21 protein-coding genes are annotated in these 19,626 nt (G+C 52.1%); 11 read left to right on the top strand and 10 right to left on the bottom strand.

The features are described from left to right. Positions 1-25 precede the first annotated feature (25 nt). The gene (mrdA, locus tag J1781_RS16060; RefSeq protein ID WP_129955103.1) at positions 26-1,972 is read right to left on the bottom strand and encodes a peptidoglycan DD-transpeptidase MrdA2; all 1,947 of its coding nucleotides are present in this window, start codon (positions 1,970-1,972) and stop codon (positions 26-28) included. Between the two features lie 207 nt (positions 1,973-2,179). Then, on the bottom strand, positions 2,180-2,578 hold the full coding sequence (locus J1781_RS16055) for a hypothetical protein (protein ID WP_235173780.1): 399 nt from the start codon (positions 2,576-2,578) through the stop codon (positions 2,180-2,182). Between the two features lie 193 nt (positions 2,579-2,771). Here J1781_RS16055 and J1781_RS16050 point away from each other — a divergent pair, with 193 nt between their 5' ends. The 3 genes from J1781_RS16050 to J1781_RS16040 all read left to right on the top strand — a co-directional run bounded on the left by J1781_RS16050 (position 2,772) and on the right by J1781_RS16040 (position 5,503). After that, complete coding sequence (locus J1781_RS16050; RefSeq protein WP_129955102.1) at positions 2,772-3,548, top strand: alpha/beta fold hydrolase; 777 nt, start codon at positions 2,772-2,774, stop codon at positions 3,546-3,548. Between the two features lie 365 nt (positions 3,549-3,913). Next, positions 3,914-5,164, top strand: a complete 1,251-nt coding sequence (locus tag J1781_RS16045; protein ID WP_129955101.1) for an L-lactate MFS transporter — start codon at positions 3,914-3,916, stop codon at positions 5,162-5,164. 135 nt (positions 5,165-5,299) lie between these two features. Continuing rightward, on the top strand, positions 5,300-5,503 hold the full coding sequence (locus J1781_RS16040) for a hypothetical protein (protein WP_129955100.1): 204 nt from the start codon (positions 5,300-5,302) through the stop codon (positions 5,501-5,503). 52 nt (positions 5,504-5,555) lie between these two features. Here J1781_RS16040 and J1781_RS16035 read toward each other — a convergent pair whose 3' ends face one another. Both J1781_RS16035 and J1781_RS16030 read right to left on the bottom strand, forming a co-directional pair. After that, a complete protein-coding gene (locus J1781_RS16035) occupies positions 5,556-6,902 on the bottom strand; it encodes an enolase C-terminal domain-like protein (protein ID WP_129955099.1) in 1,347 nt (448 codons plus the stop codon). Further along, positions 6,895-8,232 carry an MFS transporter gene (locus tag J1781_RS16030; protein WP_217233881.1) on the bottom strand — a complete coding sequence of 446 codons (1,338 nt, stop codon included), beginning with the start codon at positions 8,230-8,232 and terminating at the stop codon, positions 6,895-6,897. The genes J1781_RS16035 and J1781_RS16030 overlap by 8 nt, the downstream gene beginning before the upstream one ends. Before the next feature lie 674 nt (positions 8,233-8,906). On the opposite strand from J1781_RS16030, the gene J1781_RS16025 reads away from it, so the two are divergent. After that, entirely contained in the window at positions 8,907-9,044 is a 138-nt protein-coding gene (locus tag J1781_RS16025) for a hypothetical protein (RefSeq protein ID WP_165383765.1), read from the top strand. A gap of 656 nt (positions 9,045-9,700) precedes the next feature. Here J1781_RS16025 and cspE read toward each other — a convergent pair. Then, positions 9,701-9,913: a transcription antiterminator/RNA stability regulator CspE gene (gene cspE / locus J1781_RS16020; RefSeq protein ID WP_013574336.1), complete on the bottom strand. Its 213-nt coding sequence runs from the start codon at positions 9,911-9,913 to the stop codon at positions 9,701-9,703. Positions 9,914-10,265: 352 nt separating this feature from the next. Beyond that, positions 10,266-11,321 (bottom strand): DUF1615 domain-containing protein, encoded by a 1,056-nt coding sequence (locus J1781_RS16015; RefSeq protein ID WP_165385185.1) that lies wholly within the window; start codon positions 11,319-11,321, stop codon positions 10,266-10,268. Positions 11,322-11,503: 182 nt separating this feature from the next. On the opposite strand from J1781_RS16015, the gene J1781_RS16010 reads away from it, so the two are divergent. Further along, positions 11,504-12,229 (top strand): DUF3053 domain-containing protein, encoded by a 726-nt coding sequence (locus J1781_RS16010; RefSeq protein ID WP_238483361.1) that lies wholly within the window; start codon positions 11,504-11,506, stop codon positions 12,227-12,229. Between the two features lie 90 nt (positions 12,230-12,319). Next, the gene (locus J1781_RS16005; protein ID WP_129955095.1) at positions 12,320-12,592 is read left to right on the top strand and encodes a hypothetical protein; all 273 of its coding nucleotides are present in this window, start codon (positions 12,320-12,322) and stop codon (positions 12,590-12,592) included. A 64-nt stretch (positions 12,593-12,656) separates the two neighbouring features. On the opposite strand, the gene J1781_RS16000 is transcribed toward J1781_RS16005, so the two are convergent. The 4 genes from J1781_RS16000 to J1781_RS15985 form a co-directional block, all read right to left on the bottom strand. Continuing rightward, the gene (locus tag J1781_RS16000) at positions 12,657-14,219 is read right to left on the bottom strand and encodes a sensor domain-containing diguanylate cyclase (RefSeq protein ID WP_217137875.1); all 1,563 of its coding nucleotides are present in this window, start codon (positions 14,217-14,219) and stop codon (positions 12,657-12,659) included. A gap of 131 nt (positions 14,220-14,350) precedes the next feature. Beyond that, the gene (locus J1781_RS15995) at positions 14,351-14,830 is read right to left on the bottom strand and encodes a 2TM domain-containing protein (RefSeq protein WP_129955093.1); all 480 of its coding nucleotides are present in this window, start codon (positions 14,828-14,830) and stop codon (positions 14,351-14,353) included. Between the two features lie 114 nt (positions 14,831-14,944). After that, complete coding sequence (locus J1781_RS15990) at positions 14,945-15,436, bottom strand: GNAT family N-acetyltransferase (RefSeq protein ID WP_129955092.1); 492 nt, start codon at positions 15,434-15,436, stop codon at positions 14,945-14,947. Between the two features lie 27 nt (positions 15,437-15,463). Next, positions 15,464-16,372 (bottom strand): LysR family transcriptional regulator, encoded by a 909-nt coding sequence (locus tag J1781_RS15985; protein WP_217137877.1) that lies wholly within the window; start codon positions 16,370-16,372, stop codon positions 15,464-15,466. A 114-nt stretch (positions 16,373-16,486) separates the two neighbouring features. Here J1781_RS15985 and J1781_RS15980 point away from each other — a divergent pair, with 114 nt between their 5' ends. The 5 genes from J1781_RS15980 to J1781_RS15960 all read left to right on the top strand — a co-directional run bounded on the left by J1781_RS15980 (position 16,487) and on the right by J1781_RS15960 (position 19,624). Further along, positions 16,487-17,638 carry a serine hydrolase domain-containing protein gene (locus J1781_RS15980; protein WP_217233880.1) on the top strand — a complete coding sequence of 384 codons (1,152 nt, stop codon included), beginning with the start codon at positions 16,487-16,489 and terminating at the stop codon, positions 17,636-17,638. Next, on the top strand, positions 17,635-18,879 hold the full coding sequence (locus J1781_RS15975; RefSeq protein WP_217233879.1) for an MFS transporter: 1,245 nt from the start codon (positions 17,635-17,637) through the stop codon (positions 18,877-18,879). The genes J1781_RS15980 and J1781_RS15975 overlap by 4 nt, the downstream gene beginning before the upstream one ends. A gap of 97 nt (positions 18,880-18,976) precedes the next feature. Continuing rightward, entirely contained in the window at positions 18,977-19,126 is a 150-nt protein-coding gene (locus tag J1781_RS15970) for a hypothetical protein (protein WP_217137925.1), read from the top strand. Positions 19,127-19,150: 24 nt separating this feature from the next. Continuing rightward, positions 19,151-19,258, top strand: a complete 108-nt coding sequence (gene yniD / locus J1781_RS15965; RefSeq protein ID WP_013574326.1) for a small membrane protein YniD — start codon at positions 19,151-19,153, stop codon at positions 19,256-19,258. A 123-nt stretch (positions 19,259-19,381) separates the two neighbouring features. After that, on the top strand, positions 19,382-19,624 hold the full coding sequence (locus tag J1781_RS15960) for a hypothetical protein (protein WP_205951619.1): 243 nt from the start codon (positions 19,382-19,384) through the stop codon (positions 19,622-19,624). The last annotated feature ends 2 nt before the right edge of the window (positions 19,625-19,626 follow it).

Below are 19,626 nucleotides of genomic sequence, written 5' to 3'. Positions count from 1 at the left end.
AGATGATGTGATCCGACGCCCGGCATCAATGCTCGCTAAAGCCCAGCGAATTGGGTGTCGGTACCGGCTGTTCGCAGTCAGCCGGATTATCCGCTTTCGCCGGATCACAAATTGCCGCCTGTGGCGGCAGGAAAATATGGTCAAGGATCGCACGCGCCGTTGGCCCTGCTACGACGCCGTCGCCGCCGCCATTTTCCATGATCAACGCCATCACCACTGTCGGGTGTTTATAAGGCGCAAACGCCGTATAGAAAATGTGGTCACGTAAACGTACCGGCGTCATTTTAGCGTTATAGACCTGATTCTCCCGCAAACTAAATACCTGTGATGTGCCGGATTTGGCCGCGATCTGATAAGGCGCGGTATGGAAAAGTTTATAGCCGGTACCGTTCGGGAGATTAGCCATCCCGAACATGCCGTTCTTCACGATGCCCCAGATCGGCGATTTTGGATCAGCAATTTGCTGCGTTGGCGGCATCTTATAAGGGGTAACTACTTTTCCACTTTTTGCAGAATACAGCAGATGGGGCGTTTCCAGCTTGCCGTTGTTCACCAGTGCGCTCAGCGCCCGTACCATCTGAATCGGCGTCGCCACCCAGTAACCCTGGCCGATACCTACCGAAACCGTATCCCCCTGGAACCAGCCTTTTTTGTGAACCTTCATTTTCCACTCACGGCTCGGCAGCACACCGTTATATTGCTCATCCAGATCAATACCGGTCGACTGACCATAGCCAAATTTACTCAGCCAGGTATGGATACGGTCGATGCCCATTTCATAGGCCACCTGATAGAAGAATGTATCGGCAGATTCTTCGATAGCTTTGGTCACATTCAGCATACCGTGACCGGTTTTTAACCAGTCGCGGTAATGGCGCGTGGTGCCCGGCAGCGTCCAGGTCGGCGCGCCGAAGAAAGTGGTTTGTGGCGTGATAACGCCTTCAAACAGCGCCGATGTCGCCATAAAAGGTTTCACCGTCGAAGCCGGCGGATACAGCCCTTGTGTCACACGGTTGATCAGCGGCAGATCCGGATTTTTCAGTAACGCGCTGTATTGTTTACTGGAAATGCCGTTCACAAACGGGTTCGGATCATAACTCGGGCTGGAGACCATTGCCTTGATCCCGCCGTCACGCGGATCCATCACCACCACCGCCGCACGCTGCCCTTTCAGCACTTTTTCGATGTACTGCTGCAAATCCAGATCCAGCGTCAGATAAATATTTTGCCCGGCCTGCGGCGGAACCTCTTTCAGTAAGCGCACCACATGACCATGGTTATCGACTTCAACTTCCTGATAACCTGTGCGGCCATGCAGAATATTTTCATAATACTTTTCAACGCCCTGCTTGCCGATATCATGATCAGCGGCGTAATTCTCGGCGATACCTTCTGCTTCAAGACGTTTGGCATCTTTATCGTTTATCTTCGAAACATAACCCACGACATGTGCCAGTTCTGCGCCATACGGATAACGGCGTTGCTGATAGGTACTGATGGAGACGCCGGGAAAATCAAACTGGTTAACGGAAAAGCGTGCGACTTCGACATCCGTGAGCGCCAGTTTCAGCGGGATCTGCGCAAAGCGTCGTCCATGGATCATCGCATCATGAAAACTGTCCAGATCATCCTGCGTCAGACCGACAATGGGTTTCAGCGCATTTAGCGTAGCTTTAAGATCAGGAACTTTTCCCGGGATCACTTCAATCTGATACAGGGTGATATTTTGCGCCAGCACGACACCATTGCGATCCATGATCAACCCGCGACTGGGTGCGATCGGCAGCATTTTGATGTCATTCTGATTTGAGCGGGTCTGGTAAAAATCATGCATGCCTATCTGCAGGTGATACAGATTAAACACCAGTGCAGACGACAGGAGGATCACGACCAGAAATGCGATCACGGCACGACGAACGAAAAGGACGGACTCGGCGGTATGGTCGCGGATTTCGTCGTTAAGTAAGGCCATAAGCGGGCAAATACCTTTTTTGTCTGCTTCTTGAAGCGGGCGAAAATGAAAAAACTGGATACCGGAAAAGTGCGCAAGAATAGCCCGTCGGGCAACAGGCGACTATAAGAAGTGTGCTAATGAACTGGCTGGAGTGTTTCTATTTATTGCAGGGCGTTGCGGACAGGCGTAACACCCCGGATTCAGAAAATGTGGTGGCCGGGCTTTTTATTTCGCAGTATTCACTTTGCAATCGCCGTAGACATAACCTTCAGTTTGCGTCGCGACCACAAAACTGTCTTTTACGTGAATATACATGAGGTTATCTTGCGCACCGGCTTTCATTGGCTGATTGTCTTTGCCAATGATGTCCGTCAGTTCCGGGCTGGTCACCATTTTGCTCCCATCGGGAGAAAAACTGAACGTGTTACCTGCGTCATAAACCTGTGCATTTTTATTGACGACCTCAGAAACATCGTTGCCATCATCGGACTGAGTATGATGCGTTAATACACATTGATACTGAGTGACAGCAGATGCTGAAAACGACGCCAGCACCAGGGAAACCGCCACATAACTGCCTAACCTGACCATCAGATAAATCCATAAAGTGAGCAAGAGTTCCATGCTATCACTTGTCTGACTGATAGAAAGCGCTCGCGAAAAAAATATTCGCAAGCTGAATGACTTAACTAAAATCCGCCATCATTTATGACAACCCCGTTCAGGGAAGCGCGTTTACTCGTTTTTTGTGCTGCCACCTGGAAAGATCCTGCCTATAATCCGCAGATTGCATTTAAGTTGTTAACAAAGGATTGAGATGAAATCGTTCAAAGTTCCCGGTACGGAAATGCATTTACGTTTCCATGAATTGTCAGGGCTGGGCGTCCCGCTGGTTTTCTTACACGGTCTGGGCTGTGCGGCCTCATGCGATTTTCCCCGGGTGGCGACAGATGCCTTCCTGCGTCCGCGACGCTCGCTGCTGTTGGATTTCGCCGGTTCAGGTTACAGCGATAAACCCGATAATTTCAGCTACAGCCTGCAGGCGCATACTGATTGTGTGATTGCCTGGCTGGAGAGTCTGAGTGTGCCGCAAGTCAATTTAATCGGTCACAGCATGGGCGGCAGCATCGCCATTATGGTGGCAGCGCAACGTCCTGATCTGATCCAGCGTCTGATTGTCGCCGAGCCAAATCTGGATGCCGGCGGTGGCACCTTCAGCCGCGCGGTTGCTCAGTACTCAGAAGAAGAGTATCTGCGCGAGGGCCATGCACACCTGATTAATGTCGCAGTACGCGGTAACGATCACATCTGGGCAGGGTGTATGGGCATCGCCTCGCCGCTGGCTATCCACCGTCAGGCAACCGGGCTGGTCAGAGGTGAAGCGGTATCATGGCGCGAACAGCTTTATCAGTTGGAAATGCCTGCGACGGTACTGTTTGGTGAATTTTCACTGCCTGAACCGGATGTCGCCGTTCTGCCGCAACAGGGTATTCAGACCGCCATTGTGCCGCAAGCCGGTCACTCAATGATGTGGGAAAACCCGACCGGCGTCGCGGCTGCGATTAATGCTGCGCTGAATGCCGGGGCATTGTAGGTCAGAGCATAGAAACGAAAACGAGCCAAAACGGCTCGTTTTTACAGCGTAATGATTTAAATCTCCCGGGCCGGACGTCTCCGACAGCACAACAATGCCTTCCAAAAAAGTTTGTTACCCTGCCCGAAAAAACTAAATGACGGATTAGTGATCCAGATCAACTAAAACCCGCGTCCCGCAAGGCCTGCAGCGGTGTTTTAAGTCCAATTTTGGGATGAATTTAGCCCGAAAATGGCGACTCATGCCGTCATGGATGCATTTCATTCCGCAACTCATGCATCTCACGCCACAAATCATCCGCATCCATTCAGCAGACTTATCATAGCCACAGTTAATTGAATCTACTTCGCTCGGGAGAACCCACTATGAGTGACAAATCTGGCATGCAGAACAACAACCGTACCCGCTGGCTCACACTGGCCGGTACTATTCTTACTCAGCTGGCGCTGGGTTCCGTTTATACCTGGAGTCTGTTTAACGGTCAGTTGTCTGAAAAACTCGGCGAACCGATCAGCCGCGTAGCGCTGACTTTCGGTATCCTGAGCCTGTGTCTGGCTCTCGCCTCTTCCGTTGCGGGTAAACTTCAGGAACGTTTTGGTGTGCGTACCGTCACCATCGCCGCCGGTTTACTGATGGCTGCTGGCTTCGCACTGACCGCGCATTCCGATAACGTCATCATGCTGTACATCAGCGCAGGTGTGCTGGTCGGTCTGGCGGACGGTGCCGGTTATCTGCTGACCCTGACTAACTGTGTGAAATGGTTTCCTGAACGTAAGGGGATGATTTCAGCCTGTTCAATCGGTGCTTACGGCCTGGGCAGCCTGTTATTTAAATTTGTCTGCGGTCACCTGCTGGCGACAGAAGGTCTGCAAAACACCTTTATGATCTGGGGCGGTGTGGCGATGGTCATGGTGATTGCCGGCGCACTGATGATGAAAGATGCACCGAAACAAGAAACGGCCGCAGTAACCCGCGAAGAAAATAGTCTGAATGACAACAGCAACGACAGCCGTGATTTCACGCTGGCCGAAGCGATTCGTGCGCCGCAATACTGGATGCTGGCGCTGATGTTCCTGACCGCCTGCATGAGCGGTTTGTATGTGATTGGTGTGGCGAAAGATATCGGTCAGAGCCTGGTCAAACTGGATGCGCTGACGGCGGCTAACGCCGTGACCGTGATTGCGATTGCCAACCTGAGCGGTCGTCTGGTGCTGGGTGTATTGTCTGATAAAATGCAGCGTATCCGCGTTATCTCTATTGCACAGATTGTTTCACTGGCGGGTATGAGCATGATGCTGTTCACCCAGATGAACGAAATGATGTTCTTCCTCTCCGTGGCCTGCGTCGCTTTCAGCTTCGGCGGTACCATTACCGTTTATCCGTCACTGGTCAGCGATTTCTTCGGCCTGAACAACATGACCAAAAACTACGGCCTGCTGTATCTGGGCTTCGGTATCGGCAGCATCTTTGCTTCCCTGGTGGCTTCTCTGTTTGGTGGTTTCGCAGTGACCTTCAGCATCATCACCGCATTATTGATTGTGTCATTGGTTCTTTCTGCCACGATTCGCTTACCGAATAAGTCACAAGAAGCGCATAATACGCTCCAGCACGTGTAACACAGCAGCTGAGCGCAGCATAAATGATGAACGGGAGCACAATTCGCTCCCGTTTCTTATGAATAAAGCATATAAAATCGGCCGCTGAATCACACCCCCTTATGACAAAATGTGAACAGACCGGACACCCGCAAAATGAAACGCACCACCCTCGCTCTTTTTGGCCTGATGATAGCCATGACCACTTTCAACAGTTTGGCTCAGGCTTATCCTTCCAGCGCACAGGAAGTGGCTTCCGAACTGAACCGTAAAGCCAGCGAAAGCGGCACCAGACCGTCCACGACGATCGATGCAGGCGCACATACCAAACTGAACGCCAGCACCGACTATCTGAAGTAATCTTTTTGAAAGCGAAAATACCGGCCGTAACCCCACGCCGGTCAGCCTGACGTCAGCGAACCAGTGTGGCGCGCTTGCCGTCAAACGCCCATCCGCGGATCAGATACTGCATGGCGATCGCATCATCGCGATCTTTGTGCCGCAGGTTGTTGTAACGCTGATGGGCAATGCCGACCGCATCCATATCCAGTTCAACGCCCAGCCCCGGCAGTTCATTCAGCGCCAGTTTACCGTCTTTAATCTGTAACGGATTTTTGGTCAGATGTTGACCTTCCTGCCAGATCCAGTGCGTATCGAATGGGGTGATTTCACCGGGCGCGGCGGCCCCGAGATGCGCCAGCATCGCCAGCGATACATCAAAATGATTATTCGAATGACAGCCAAGCGTCAGCCCCCACGCATTGCATAACGTACCGATAATATTCGCCCCGCGCATCGACCAGTAATGGGGATCAGCCAGCGGGATATCGATCGCATTCAGTTGCAGCGCATGGCTCATCTGCCGCCAGTCGTTAGCAATCATATTGGTCGCGACCGGTAATCCGGTGGCGCGCTTAAATTCCGCCAGCGTTTCGCGCCCGGAAAACCCCTGCTCTGCGCCGCACGGATCTTCCACGTAAGACAAAATCCCGTGCATGTCTTTGCACAGCGAAATCGCCTGATCCAGCGACCAGGACGCATTTGGATCCACCGTGATCCGTGCCTGCGGAAAGCGTTTTTTCAGCGCCCTTACCGTTTCAATTTCGACTTCGCCTGCCAGTACACCGCCCTTGAGTTTGAAATCTTTAAAGCCGTATTTATCCTGCGCCGCTTCCGCCAGTTGCACTACCTTGTCGTGGCTCATCGCCTCCTGATGACGCAGGTGGTACCACGGATGCTGCCCCTCCTGCCGCTTTCCGTCCTGATATTCCAGATCGGTTTTCTGCCTGTCAGCGATATAAAACAGATAACCAAGCACCGGAACTTCATCGCGCTGTTTACCAGGCCCGAGCAGTTGCGCGACTGGCTGATTGAGAAACTGTCCCATCAGATCCAGCAGTGCGGTTTCCAGCACCGCGACAGCATTATGATGACGTTCGAGATCCCACGGACGGAAACCTGGCAACACAGGCTTCGGCTGGCGGTTTTCCTCCAGATCGCGTTTGTGTAACTCACTGACCAGCTGATTCATGATGCCAATTTCCTGCCCGACGATATGCGGGATGGCATCCGTGAGGATCTTCAGCACCACGCCGGTGGCGGGCGCTTCCCCCACGCCGGTATGCCCGGCATTGTCCTTGAGCACCAGCAAAATACGGGTGAAATAGCAGTGATGCGCACCGGCAATGTTCAGCAGCATACTGTCGTAACCGGCAACCGGAATGACCTGCATTTCGACAATTTTTGGCGTATCAGACATGATGTTTTGGCTCCATTCCCTGCGGGGCGTGATATTCGGGTTGAGTTGGCGTGCGATGAGTTTTGGTGAAGAACAGTGTGATAGCGGCAAAAACTGAAATCCCGCTGAGGATATACAAGCCCGCCGTGGTGCTGCCGGTGGTTTGTTGCAGATAGCCAAACACCGCCGGTGCGAAGAAACCGCCAAGATTGCCAAGAGAATTGATCAGCGCAATCCCCGGCGCCACGATCGATGACGGCAACTGGCTTTGCGGGATCGGCCAGAACAACACGGCACTGGATTTTGTCCCGATACACACCACACACAGTGCAAACAAGCCAAACCACGGACTGCCGACAGTGCACAGACAGGTGCCGACCGCCGCCACAATCAGCGCCAGCGCCAGAATGGTTTCACGACTGCCGCGGAAACGGTCGCTGACGCGACCAAGAATATTGATAGCGATAATCGCACAAATCCACGGCACGGAATTCAGCATGCCAATCTGGAAAGGGGACAGCCCCGGAATACGTCCGATGATCTCCGGCTGCCAGAACACCAGCGTGTAACCGGTCATACACATCACAAAGAACAGAAAACACAGATACGCCATTTTCCCGTCAGTGATCAGCTTCCACCGCGACTGCCCCTGTGTATGTAAATCACGCGAACTGGATTCCGTGTTCAGCGCCGTACTCAGTGCCAGTTTTTCCTCGTCAGTCAGCCATTTTGCCTCTTCAGGTTTCGACACCAGAAAGAATGCCGCCACGATCCCGACCAGCACCGACAGTGCACCTTCAATAAACAGCACCCACTGCCAGCCGGGCAATCCCATAAAGTCATGCAGTTCCAGCAAGCCGCCGGTAACCGGACCGGAAAGCAAATATGCCGCTGCCGAACCGGTGAGGATCAAAGCCGTGGCACGGCCGCGGTAAATATTCGGCACCCATTTACGAAAGTAAAACAGGATCCCCGGGAAGAAACCGGCTTCGGCGACGCCGAGCAAAAACCGCAGCACGTAGAATTGCATCGATGTCGTGACAAAGCCCATGGCAAAAACTACCGCACCCCAGGTGATCATGATGCGTGTCAGCCAGACGCGCGCACCATACTTGTCCATCAGCATATTGCTGGGGATCTCAAACAGCGCGTAGCCGACGAAGAACAACCCGGCACCGAAACCAAACGCGGCGGTACTGATGCCCACGTCAGTTTCAAGGCTGTGTTTGATAAAGCCCACGTTGGTGCGGTCGATTTGATTAATGATCAACATCAGGATGAGCATAGGAATGGTGCGGGCAAAGAATTTGCGGTTTGCACTGCGTACCGCTTTGTTTTCATGACCGTTCATGGTGTTCCCTTAGCGTTGAAATTATGAACAACTGCAACACTAAGTAAGATGGGAACACCGGGATTTGCCATTGTGCAGCCGCCCAAGCTTTGATCACCAGCAAGGAATAACTCACACAGTTATTGCATATTATCAACGCATTAAACGATGTGCATAAGCACAACCCCCCGCTCAGCTTCATCATTGTTTTAGACAGATTAGCGAGGAACTTCACAGTTCAGAAAGGGATTTCCAGACGGATTGCTTAAAATAAGAACACATATTTATCCATACGGATTATATGATTGTTATAATTTTATTCTCTGACAAATTGTTGGGACATACCGTCCCGCACAAGGAGTGTGACATGAAGGCAACTGCTTTTTGGCTAATGATGGCGGGAGGTTCCGTCGGCATCGGTTATGTGATGGCTTTGATGATGGAACTTCGCGGATGAAGCAGCATTGACGACGGATAAATAAGGACATTTCATGGCATTTTACAGCCCGAAGCGCATCATTCTCTATACTACAGCCGCCATCGCGCTGCTGGTTATCGTTGGTCTGGTAACTTATTTCACCGTCGGCCATTTAGGCGCATAACATCTTTCCCTGCGTTTTCCCCTGCCTTGTGGCGGTACCGTGAGTATCGTCGCATAATGCTGCCATTGATTGAGAAATGCGAAAGGGCAAGCCATGACATACAAAGGATTAATGATTGTTGCCGTCGTTATCGTGCTGGCAGGCATCGGTTCAGAGTCGTTGATACAGAAAGGAATTGCGCTGGCGGACGCCAAAATTGATCAGGTGATTACGCATTATGCGGACAAATAAGGCTTACATCTGCTGGATTAACCTTACCGGGTGATGACAAAACCATACACAAGGTTTGGTATCTTAAATCCATCAAATGTTGTGTGATGTCCCTGTGTAATACCCCTGTAGAACCCTGTTATTTTGCCCGCCGCGTGCGGGCTTTTTTTTGCCTGTTTTCCGGCAAAGGCATCAATGGGGATTTGGGATTTGGGATTTGGGATTTGGGAAGATGAGCGATTTGCTCTTATTCACGAATAATTCGAGTTGCAGGAAGGCGGCAAGAGAAGGAGTCCCGATGAGCTTACTTATGTAAGTGATTCGGGTGACTGAGTGCGGCCAACGCATCTGCGGCTTGAAGTATGAAGGGAAGAAGTGCCGGTGCTTTCCCGGCCGTCATATTATGGCGCAAGCGTCCATCGAACACTCCGACATTGCGCGGCCTGAGCACGACCTTTTCATAACAGAAAAAACGACTGGGGGGAATAATAATTCAACCGGCTTTTCTGTTATGGCTCCGGAAATAAATTCAGAAGCTTAATAAATAATAAACCCCGGCGTTGGCCAGGGTTTATTTTTGTCATTAATAATGTCGATATTGAAACAATTATTCTGGCTGCTCCGGGTTTAACCCATCTTCGCTATTGCAGAGTGTTTGCCTTCAATATCAGGCGACATTACAGAACGACAACGTTACCCGCTGATGGGCCTTTCTGACCATTTTCGATGGTGAACTCAACGTTCTGACCTTCGTCCAGGGTTTTGAAATCATTGCTCTGGATTGCAGAGAAGTGAACGAACACGTCTTTGCTGCCGTCTGCAGGGGAGATGAAACCGAAACCTTTACCAGCGTCAAACCATTTTACTAAACCAGTCATTTTATTAGACATAGGAAATACCTTCTTCGTTTTTATTTTATGATGCCATAGGGCAATATAGGTCTGTTTTTATTTGAAATACTTATGGATGCATCAGAGAAGGAAATTCGTCGGAGAAAGGATTTGCTATATCACTTGAACCAGGAACTGCTTTACTAAAATGTCTTACATAAATAGGTCTTAACCACAAACCGTTGACGCTATTTACACACAGCCGGATTTATTAAGCAAGCTTTTATTTCAACACAATGATATTAGCTGTGTTTTTATTCCAGGGGAAAATAACGCTCAGGCCGCCCGTGACAACGGCTGTAGTCCGATTAAATAATGAGAAAGCCCACCCTGCTCCGGCAGGCTTTAAACCTTATCCTCCCGCTCTTTTCATACAATCTGCGCGGCGGCCGTCCACCCGTTTGGCAAACCAGGCGGTGGTCAGCTTGCGGGTAATCTTCGGACTTTCCAACGTGATACCCGGCAGCATTTCGCGCGGCTGACGTTTGCCGGTGGTTTTATCTGCCAGCGCAAAGACCTGCTTATAGAGCCGGGTATCTTCAAACCCCAGTTGCTCTCCCTTCTCCAGGGCCTTACGGATGGCCGAATTGCTGATGTCCAGACGTTTGCTCAGTGTGCGTACCGCCAGCTCTGTGCCGCCCGGTTTATCCGTGCCGTAGTTAATCAGGTCACCGTCCAGTGCCAGCGGAATGCCCGATATTTTACTTACCGCGCTCTGAAACGCGGCGTTACGGCTGGCATACCAACCGGCATTAAAATCGGCAAAGCGGTACAGCGGTTGCGTGTAATTCGCCGGATATCCCAACAGGTGTCTGACGCCAAAATACACACCGCCGCGGCGGCTGAACACTTCGTTGCGGATCGAACCGTCGATTTTATACGGATAGCCTGTGGCGTTTTGCTCGGCAAACGCGATGCTGACCTGCATCGGCCCGCCGGTATGCACCGGATTCAAATTACCGAACAGCTTCTGTCCCATCGGCACCATATCAATAAAATCATCAAAAATAGCGCTCAGCTGTTTCTCGGTTTTTACGTTATCCAGCCGCTCACTGTAGGATTTTCCGTTCGGGGATTTCAGCAACAGCGCTGTGTGCACCAGGAAATTAGGCACATGAACCGCATCGGCGCGCCGGTCAATCTCTTTCCAGGCAATTTTGCCTAATCCCGGCACCGGCGCATCGGCGTTGAAATTGGATTCCTGTTGCGCCACCGCCAGCACGGAACAGATGTTTTCGGTCGTCGCCGGGATGCCCTGCGTCGTAAAAGCGGCCGTAATATCAGTCGCCCAACCTTTTCTGTCAGGGGCCGATGCTGGCATCAGCCTCACAATATCCGCTTTCACATCATGCGGATTTTGCACCGGCGTTTCGCTTTTTTTCGTCGATGTACATCCGGCCAGGATCATTATGGCCAGCGCGGGCGCGAACTGTTTTATCGAAAATGACTTTTGCTTCAAAGTTATACATTCCCTGAATAAATGACTCTGAGGGTGACGTTAGCGAAGATAGCTATACCGATCTAGCAAAAAATTATCTTTATGCGTTAAGGTTAAGACTCTGATGATGGAGATAAAGGAACACGGAAATTATGCATTCAGCGCCCCGCTCTCAGGCTTTCCACCGCGTATTTTTGCTGCCTTTTATGTTGTTGCTGATGATGTTTGCCCTCAGCGGCTGCGGTGATAAAGAACCCGCGCAACGCAAAGCTTTTATAGATTTTCTTCAGTCGCGGATCCTCGATAAACCCGCACTGGCCGTCCCGCAACTGACCGAAGCGCAGAAAAAACAGTTTGGCGATTACACCCAAGATTACGCGATCATCACCGGTTTTCATCATCAGATGAATATCGAACTGGATTCTTCGCTGGTACCGGTTTTTGCCGGCATGAACGGCGTAAACAGCGTCAGTAATCTGCTGGAACAACGCGATGATCTGAAAAAAATGGCTGACAGCAGTGAAAAATGGAAAGAAAAAATTGTGCTGCTCAAAACCCAGGCCGATACCCGGCATGCGGCACTGAAACAGCCAGATGACCTGAAGAAGATTTATGATCAGGCCTACGAGAAAACCATCGTTAAACCGACACAAATCACGGAACAGGTATTCGATTTATTGCCGCAGGTGTTGAACCTGATTGTGGCGAAAGCCGACTTCATCAAAAATCAGGGTAAAAATGTCACCATCACCGGCAATCGTCTGCAATTCGCCAACCAGAAGCAGCTGGATAAATACAATGCCATTCAGCAACAGCTGGTGCCGCTGAATGCACAACTGATGCAACTCAGCCGTCAGATGCAGCAAATGGTGCGTTAATCCGTCAGGCAAAGCCTCCGCCACCGTAAGACGGTTTTTTCATGGCAGTGCTTTTGTTATGGTGTGCGGCAATTAAATAAGGAGACACCTATGAGTGATGAAACCCTGAACAAACGTGTTGACCAGCTTGAGCGCGTAAACCGTGAGCTCCTGGTGCAGATTTCCGCCATGCGTCTGCTGTTCGGCAGCGTGGGTAATGTGCTTAATGCCAGCCAGGAAAATGCCTTCACCCTCGCCGTCAATCAGGCGCTGGAAGCCAACCGTGCAGATGTCGCCAACCAGGCTGATCTGGATGACGCCTCACGAAAATTCCGCGAAGACGTCTTCAAATGCACGGAATCCCTGCTGCCGGGTTCCCGCTAAAAATAAGCTCAGGCACGGTGCCTGAGCCTTTTCTCCCCATTGAGCCTGATGCGTACAGTCGTACTTATAGATTTACCACGCGGTTACGCCCTTCATTTTTGGCCTGATACAGCGCTTTGTCTGCCGTTTTCAATGCCCCGTCAATATTGACTTTGCCAGGATAAAACAGCGTTACTCCGAGTGAAATCGTCACCTGACCGGCGCCCTCAAACTGCTGCACTTCAACCTGTTTACGCAAACGTTCAGCAAGCTGAATAGCCTGTGTCAGTGATGCATCAGGCAGCAGTAACAGAAACTCCTCGCCCCCCATGCGGCATAACAAATCGCCCTCCCGCGAGTTACTCAGAATATGGCGCGCCAGCTGGGTGATCACCACATCGCCCACATCATGCCCGCAGGTATCATTTATTTTTTTGAAGTGATCGATATCGAGTGTAATAACCGCGATGCGCGACGACTCCGTTAGCTGTTTATCCACGGCCTCATAAAAGCCGCGCCGGTTCAGCAGCCCGGTCATCGGGTCAGTATGGGCTTCGGCACTCAGTTGTTCGATGCGTTGATGCAACAGCCTGATCCCCTGCAACATCACCGTTTTCAGCTTCGACGCTTCATAATACCAGGCATTGATCTGCTGAATTTCCTCGGAAACATCATGTGAATCCATGGTGTCAGCTTTCGAGGCCAGCTGTCGCAGCGGGCGTGAAATATAGCGCGTCAGCAGCCAGATGCAGATGAACACCAGAATGACAATCGGCAGCGTGTATAACAAAACCTGCATCATGACGTGATATAACAGCACCACATCGTCTTTTGCCGGGTGCAGCACCAGTACCGTCCAGCCCGCCACTTCCATCGTGGAAAAACCGGCCAGGGATTCCTCGCCCTGCAGGTTATCCATACGTAAAAAACCCTGTTCCCGGCCGCCCAGCAATGCCTTGTTCACATGCCCCTGCGGCGCACTCTCGATCCAGCCTGACGCGGCGCGATACAACACGTCACCTTCACGGTCGATGACATAAATGTAGGCATCTTTGCGGTAATTGCGGGCATTAATCAGCGTATCCACAATACTGTTTTTACCCAGATCAATTTCAGTCGCCAGATACCCAAGATAGCCGCTTCGCGCATTACGGATGGGGGAGGAAAGCACAATTATGTGATTGTTCTGCGGGGTGCGAAAGGGCGAGCTGAGCACCGGATTGCGGGTTTTCAGTGCAACGGTATTGGCCTCAGACACCAGAGTTAAACCGACCATCGCCGCAGAGTTTCGTGAAGCCGCGCGCACAACGCCGGTTTTATCCACCACCAGCACCGAACTGAAGCGCTTACTTTGTACCTGCAAACGATCAGCTTCTTCGGTCAGCGCATCAACATTATTAAACCGGTCACCGAGTAAATCAGCGCTATAGGTAACCTGCTTCTGTGCCGCATTGAAAAACAAATCGGCCGTCAGCGACAGCCGGGTTGCAAACGACTGACTCGCCCGCAGGGAGGATTCGATGAGGAGTTTCTTCTCTACCTGGAAAATTGCCAGATAGCTGCTGAGCAAGGTGACAAGCGTACTCATCAGTGCAAGAAGCAATATCAGTCTTTTAAGATTAAATGCAAACCGCCACTGCTGATCCATTCTCTGTCCGTTGAGCTAATAACCCTGAATATTACAGAGGATAGCAGCATGTCAGGCAAGGGTTTTGATGTGTCTCAGTCAGGGCGGTTTTGCTTGTGACTAATCATGGCGCTTTAGCTGAACGTCTCCCCTCAGGGCTTGCGTATTAATTTTTGTAAACGCGCCTTCTGCCAGCGCTCTAACGTTCCACGAAATACAAAGATGCGTAAACCACGTAATAATAAAATGCCGCCCCAGATACACAGAGGCCAGACGAACCAGTTTGAATCCGGTGAGGTGTAATGGTTTAGCGCGAACAAACCTGCGTTGATCACCGCCCACAACAGAACGGAACGATAAAAACCGCTTTCTTCCACCACCTGATATCTGGCTTTTTCTATCTGTTCGTCAAGCGCCTGCCCCGGCGAACTGCCCGTTTGCACATCGTTTTCTGTCAGTTCAGACACCTTGATATCAAAGGCTGCCGCGATAGCGCCGAGAGTCTCAAGGCTGGCCTGCTCGCCATTTTCGATACGCTGTACCGTGCGCACGCTCAGTGACGAAAGTTCTGCCAGTTGCTCCTGAGACCATGCGCGGGAAATGCGAAGTTGCCTGATTTTGCTCTGATGCATAAGTTTTACCTGTAGAGTGAATGTTGAACACCCAATCAGCATGCAACGTAAGATTGGAAATCAACACGACAGCAACCTGACACGGACATGACAGCAACCTGACAGCCTTACAAATCAGAATGTTAGACGGTAAAACTTACTGTCTACCGCCATCAGCGGGAAAGCTGACGGGAGATCCGGCACCCTGATTTCCTTAAAACCGTTTTTTTCATAAAAACGATGCGCCGCCAGAAACTTGTCTGTCGTGCCGAGAAAAATATCTTTCACATTTTTCGTCTGCGCATGGTGCAGCAACGTGTTGAGTAACAATGCGGCGACGCCGTATTCCCTGCCACGAAAAGGTGCGCTGACAAACATTTTGCGCAGTGCCGTCTGCGCGTTGCCGATATCTTTCAGCCCCAGCGTGCCCACGACTTTCCCTTCATAGCGTGCCACCCAGAAATCCCCTGTGCCGCACTGATAAAATTGTGGGATATCATGCAGATCAGGCTGCTGCGCTTCGGTGATGGCAATACCAAATTCGTGATTCTGGATCGGTAGGATCACTTCAACCACACCGCGCTGATCGTCGGCACAAAAGCGTTCAATTAAGACAGAATGACTCATCACACACTCCCTCAGTTAAAGATAGGTTTAATTAGGACATCGCAGCGCCAGCTCAGGCTTTTCAGGGAAAACCCGTTCGCTGAGAAAATCAATCAGCACCCGTAACTTCGGTGTCATATAACCGCCGGACGGCCATAAAATATAAAAGTCACCGCTGCGCTTCACATAATCATCCAGCACGGTCACCAGTTGCCCGCGCGCCAGCTCTTTGCGGATACTGAAATCAGGCAGACAAGCGATGCCCAGCCCCTGCAGCGCAAAGCATTGGCGGGTTTCAATATTATTACAAACCATTGATACCGGTAGCGCCAAATCCTGATATTCCGGCAGCGGCCATATCTCAAGCTTGCCGCTGTTGGGAAAACGAAAATGCAGACAACGGTGATCAACCAGTTCCTGGGGCTTCGCAGGCGTACCGTGCTGTTCAAAATAGGCAGGCGCACCGACCAGTAAATGATGGAAAGTGCCCAGCTTACGCATCGACAATCGGGAGTCAGCCAGCTGGCCGGTGCGCACCACAGCGTCAAACCCCTCTTCCACCACATCAACAATCCGATCGGTGAAATCCAGATCCAGTTCAATATCGGGATAACGGCGCATAAACTCCCCCAGCACCGGCAAAAGTAATGTGCTGACCTGCGGCAAACTCAGCCGCAACCTGCCACGCGGACATTCCGCCAGTTGCGACAGCTCGCTTTGCGCGGCTTCAAGTTCCGCCACAATCCTGCGGCAGCGTTCGAGAAACAGCGTCCCTTCGGCGGTCAGCGCCACGCTGCGGGTGCTGCGGTGAAACAGCCGCACATTCAACTTATTTTCCATGCGCGCAATACTTTTGCCCACCGCCGACGCCGACACGCCCAAAATCCGCCCTGCCGCGACAAAGCTTCGGGTTTCTGCCACATGGACGAACACATTCAGGCTACTGAGATTTTCCATTGTCGCTCCCGATTCCGGACATCAGCGTCCGTATATTATGGAAATCTACCCTACTTTTTCCGCACTGAGGAGATCTCTATCGTGATTTAACACTTTCTGAAACTGAGATATCTCATGAATTCCTCTTCACTGAAATCCCGGCTTGATTGCGTTATCGCACAAGCCATTGACTCACAAAGACTGGTCGGTGCCGTTGCCCTGGTCGCCCTTCACGGTGAGATTGTTTATCACCAGGCTGCCGGTTTTGCCGACCGGGAAAGCCGCCAACCAATGACTGAAAACACGCTTTTTCGCCTGGCATCGGTCAGCAAGCCCATTGTGGCGACCGCAGCAATGACGCTGATCACTCAGGGAAAGCTGGCGCTGGATGACAATATTGAAACCGTGTTGCCACAGTTTCGCCCTGTCCTGCCAGACGGACAACCGGCACGCATTACAGTACGGCAGTTATTAAGTCATACCGCCGGGCTGAGTTACCGCTTTTTTGAGCCGGACGAAAATGGCCCTTATGCACATGCAGGCGTTTCTGACGGAATGGACAGCAGCGGTATTTCGCTGGCGGAAAATCTGCGGCGTTTATCGGGCGTGCCTTTGTTGTATACACCGGGCACGTCATGGGGATATTCGCTGGCCGTCGATGTATTGGGCGCAGTGCTGGAACAGGTAGGCAAACGGCCTCTCCCTGAAGTGGTAGAAATGCAACTGACCGGCCCGCTGAACATGCATGACACCGGTTTTGTCGCCCGTGACCCGGCGCGGCTGGCTACGGCGTATGTCAGTGATGTGCCGCAACCCCACCGGCTGTGCGAAGGAGAAAAGGTCGCCGCTTTCGACAATACCGTGGGGATTGAATATTCTCCCTTACGCGCACTCAACGCTCGGGCTTATCCTTCCGGCGGCGCGGGTATGGTCAGCAGCGCGACTGACGTACTGAAAATGCTGGAAATGCTGCGTTGCGGCGGCGCTCCGTTAGTCTCAGCGGCGCTGGTCGATGAAATGGGACGGGATCAGACCCGTGGTGCCGAACTGCCGGAATCGCCGGGACTGGGCTTTGGATTAGGTTTTTCGGTATTACGGGATCCGCAGGCCGCCGCTTCACCGGAGTCGGCCGGCACATGGCGCTGGGGCGGGGCTTACGGCCATTCCTGGTTCGTTGACCGTAACGCCGGACTGAGCGTCGTCGCCTTCACCAATACTCTGTATGAGGGCATGTCAGGCCCGTTCGTTACACAACTGCGCGATGCTGTGTATGGAGTTCAATCATGAATTCCCCTGTATTGAAATCCCCTCTGCCGCTTTCGGCTTTACTGGCGATGGCGCTGACCGGTTTTATCGCCATCATGACGGAAACCCTTCCCGCCGGACTGTTGCCTCAGATCGCGGCCAGTCTCGATATTTCACAGGCGATGGCCGGGCAACTGGTGACGCTGTATGCCGCCGGTTCGCTGATGGCCGTCATCCCGCTGGCGGCTCTGACACGGGGCTGGAACCGCCGCACGGCGTTGCTGACGGCAATCTTTGGCTTTCTGATTTTTAATACCCTCACCACGTTTTCAACGAATTATTTCCTGACGCTCTTCGCCCGCTGGGTAGCCGGTGCGTCAGCCGGGCTGGCGTGGGGATTACTGGCCGGTTATGCACGGCGGATGGTGCCGGTACATCAGCAAGGGCGCGCATTATCAGTGGCGATGGTCGGCACACCGCTGGCGCTGTCTGTCGGCGTCCCGCTGGGCACCTGGATGGGTTCCGCACTCGGATGGCGGATGGCGTTCGGCGTAATGTCTGTTATTACGGTGCTGCTGATTGTCTGGGTGGTGCGGAAAGTGCCGGACTATCCTGGCCAGTCCGCCGGTGAGCGCCAGCCTTTGAGGCAGGTGCTGATGTTGCCCGGCGTACGCAGTATTCTGATGGTGATCCTGCTGTGGATGCTGGCACATAATCTGCTTTATACCTACATCGTGCCATTCCTGCGCCTGTCCGGGCTCGACGCCAGTGCCGATCAGATATTGCTGGTTTTCGGCCTCGGTGCGCTGGCAGGCATTGGCATTACCGGCATGCTGGTGGATAAGCATTTGCGGCGCACCCTGCTGACCAGCCTGTTTATGTTTGCCCTGCTTTCCCTGATACTGGCGCTGAACCCCTCTTCTCCGCTGACGGTAGCGGTGTGTGTCGCGCTATGGGGGCTGACTTTTGGCGGCGCCGCCACTTTGCTGCAAACGGCAATTGCTGACGCCACCGGCGAGCATGCCGACATGGCGCAATCGATGGTGGTGGTAGCGTGGAATCTGGCGATTGCCGGTGGCGGGTTAAGCGGAGGCATTGTGCTGGAAACCGCAGGCATTACTGTTTTTCCGTGGGCCATGCAGTTGCTGATCGTCGCCGGGCTGATGATTGCCATCTGCGCCCGAAAGAACGGTTTCCGCCCCGGAGCACGTCATGCAGAGACAGTACTCATCCCTGAAGAGCAGAAACAGGATCAAAGTTTCGGAACCGGCGAAAAGGTATAATTTATTAAATTTTTCCGGAACCGGAACATCGAAGCCGCGCAGGGTGCGGCTTATTCTGATAGAGTAAAAAACAGGCAATTCAGAACCAATGAGAATCATGGAAGCACGTCACAAAACCCTTATACTTTTGTCCGTTATTGCTGCGGCGGCCCTGCTGCTGATGGTGTTTGAATGGCTCGCCGATCAGGCCGTTCCTGAACTGAAAGAACATGTTGTTCACTATGTGAACCAGCACATGGCGGGCTAAAACGCCCGGATGGCAGGAGGAGAAATGGTAACTAAACGGATGATGACCAAGCACTGGAAAATGGTTGTGGTACTGCTGTGTATCTGTGGCGCACTGATGCTGTTACGCTGGGCGGCGATGATCTGGGGGTAAAGTTTTGCAAAGGATCCCGTTTAAAACCGCTTAAATAAGCATCAACCCGGCCAGGGGGTTGAAACCTTCCGCAACGCGAGCCAGAATATCCTGAGTGATTTTTAAGAGCCCGTTCGCCCGTTTATGAAAACACCGAAACCTCGTCGTCCACATGGACGATGGACTTATTACATCATGCATGAAGACATTCTGTGGCCCTGCCCGGTTCGCTGGGAGTGGGAGAATGGCTACGGCGGCTGGTTGCCTTTTTATTATTCACCGACGCTGGAATTTGTCGCCGGCGATCCGGACAAAGCCACAAAAGTGGCGGGCAGTAAATCCCGCACTTTGCGTAAACCCGTCAGGGTTCACGCGTACGAATACTGATT

The sequence above is a fragment of the Rahnella perminowiae genome (genome assembly GCF_019049695.1).
In the GTDB taxonomy this organism is placed as follows: domain Bacteria; phylum Pseudomonadota; class Gammaproteobacteria; order Enterobacterales; family Enterobacteriaceae; genus Rahnella; species Rahnella perminowiae.
The sequence above is the reverse complement of the archived record's forward strand: the minus strand, read 5'-3'. Positions and strand labels throughout refer to the sequence as shown.

What these genes read in the sequence shown, in the direction of transcription:
- mrdA (WP_129955103.1), bottom strand. Translation starts at nt 1,972, where the DNA reads ATGGCCTTACTTAACGACGAAATCCGCGACCATACCGCCGAGTCCGTC.
- J1781_RS16055 (WP_235173780.1), bottom strand. Translation starts at nt 2,578, where the DNA reads ATGGAACTCTTGCTCACTTTATGGATTTATCTGATGGTCAGGTTAGGC.
- J1781_RS16050 (WP_129955102.1), top strand. Translation starts at nt 2,772, where the DNA reads ATGAAATCGTTCAAAGTTCCCGGTACGGAAATGCATTTACGTTTCCAT.
- J1781_RS16045 (WP_129955101.1), top strand. Translation starts at nt 3,914, where the DNA reads ATGAGTGACAAATCTGGCATGCAGAACAACAACCGTACCCGCTGGCTC.
- J1781_RS16040 (WP_129955100.1), top strand. Translation starts at nt 5,300, where the DNA reads ATGAAACGCACCACCCTCGCTCTTTTTGGCCTGATGATAGCCATGACC.
- J1781_RS16035 (WP_129955099.1), bottom strand. Translation starts at nt 6,902, where the DNA reads ATGTCTGATACGCCAAAAATTGTCGAAATGCAGGTCATTCCGGTTGCC.
- J1781_RS16030 (WP_217233881.1), bottom strand. Translation starts at nt 8,232, where the DNA reads ATGAACGGTCATGAAAACAAAGCGGTACGCAGTGCAAACCGCAAATTC.
- J1781_RS16025 (WP_165383765.1), top strand. Translation starts at nt 8,907, where the DNA reads ATGACATACAAAGGATTAATGATTGTTGCCGTCGTTATCGTGCTGGCA.
- cspE (WP_013574336.1), bottom strand. Translation starts at nt 9,913, where the DNA reads ATGTCTAATAAAATGACTGGTTTAGTAAAATGGTTTGACGCTGGTAAA.
- J1781_RS16015 (WP_165385185.1), bottom strand. Translation starts at nt 11,321, where the DNA reads ATGATCCTGGCCGGATGTACATCGACGAAAAAAAGCGAAACGCCGGTG.
- J1781_RS16010 (WP_238483361.1), top strand. Translation starts at nt 11,504, where the DNA reads ATGCATTCAGCGCCCCGCTCTCAGGCTTTCCACCGCGTATTTTTGCTG.
- J1781_RS16005 (WP_129955095.1), top strand. Translation starts at nt 12,320, where the DNA reads ATGAGTGATGAAACCCTGAACAAACGTGTTGACCAGCTTGAGCGCGTA.
- J1781_RS16000 (WP_217137875.1), bottom strand. Translation starts at nt 14,219, where the DNA reads ATGGATCAGCAGTGGCGGTTTGCATTTAATCTTAAAAGACTGATATTG.
- J1781_RS15995 (WP_129955093.1), bottom strand. Translation starts at nt 14,830, where the DNA reads ATGCATCAGAGCAAAATCAGGCAACTTCGCATTTCCCGCGCATGGTCT.
- J1781_RS15990 (WP_129955092.1), bottom strand. Translation starts at nt 15,436, where the DNA reads ATGAGTCATTCTGTCTTAATTGAACGCTTTTGTGCCGACGATCAGCGC.
- J1781_RS15985 (WP_217137877.1), bottom strand. Translation starts at nt 16,372, where the DNA reads ATGGAAAATCTCAGTAGCCTGAATGTGTTCGTCCATGTGGCAGAAACC.
- J1781_RS15980 (WP_217233880.1), top strand. Translation starts at nt 16,487, where the DNA reads ATGAATTCCTCTTCACTGAAATCCCGGCTTGATTGCGTTATCGCACAA.
- J1781_RS15975 (WP_217233879.1), top strand. Translation starts at nt 17,635, where the DNA reads ATGAATTCCCCTGTATTGAAATCCCCTCTGCCGCTTTCGGCTTTACTG.
- J1781_RS15970 (WP_217137925.1), top strand. Translation starts at nt 18,977, where the DNA reads ATGGAAGCACGTCACAAAACCCTTATACTTTTGTCCGTTATTGCTGCG.
- yniD (WP_013574326.1), top strand. Translation starts at nt 19,151, where the DNA reads ATGGTAACTAAACGGATGATGACCAAGCACTGGAAAATGGTTGTGGTA.
- J1781_RS15960 (WP_205951619.1), top strand. Translation starts at nt 19,382, where the DNA reads ATGAAAACACCGAAACCTCGTCGTCCACATGGACGATGGACTTATTAC.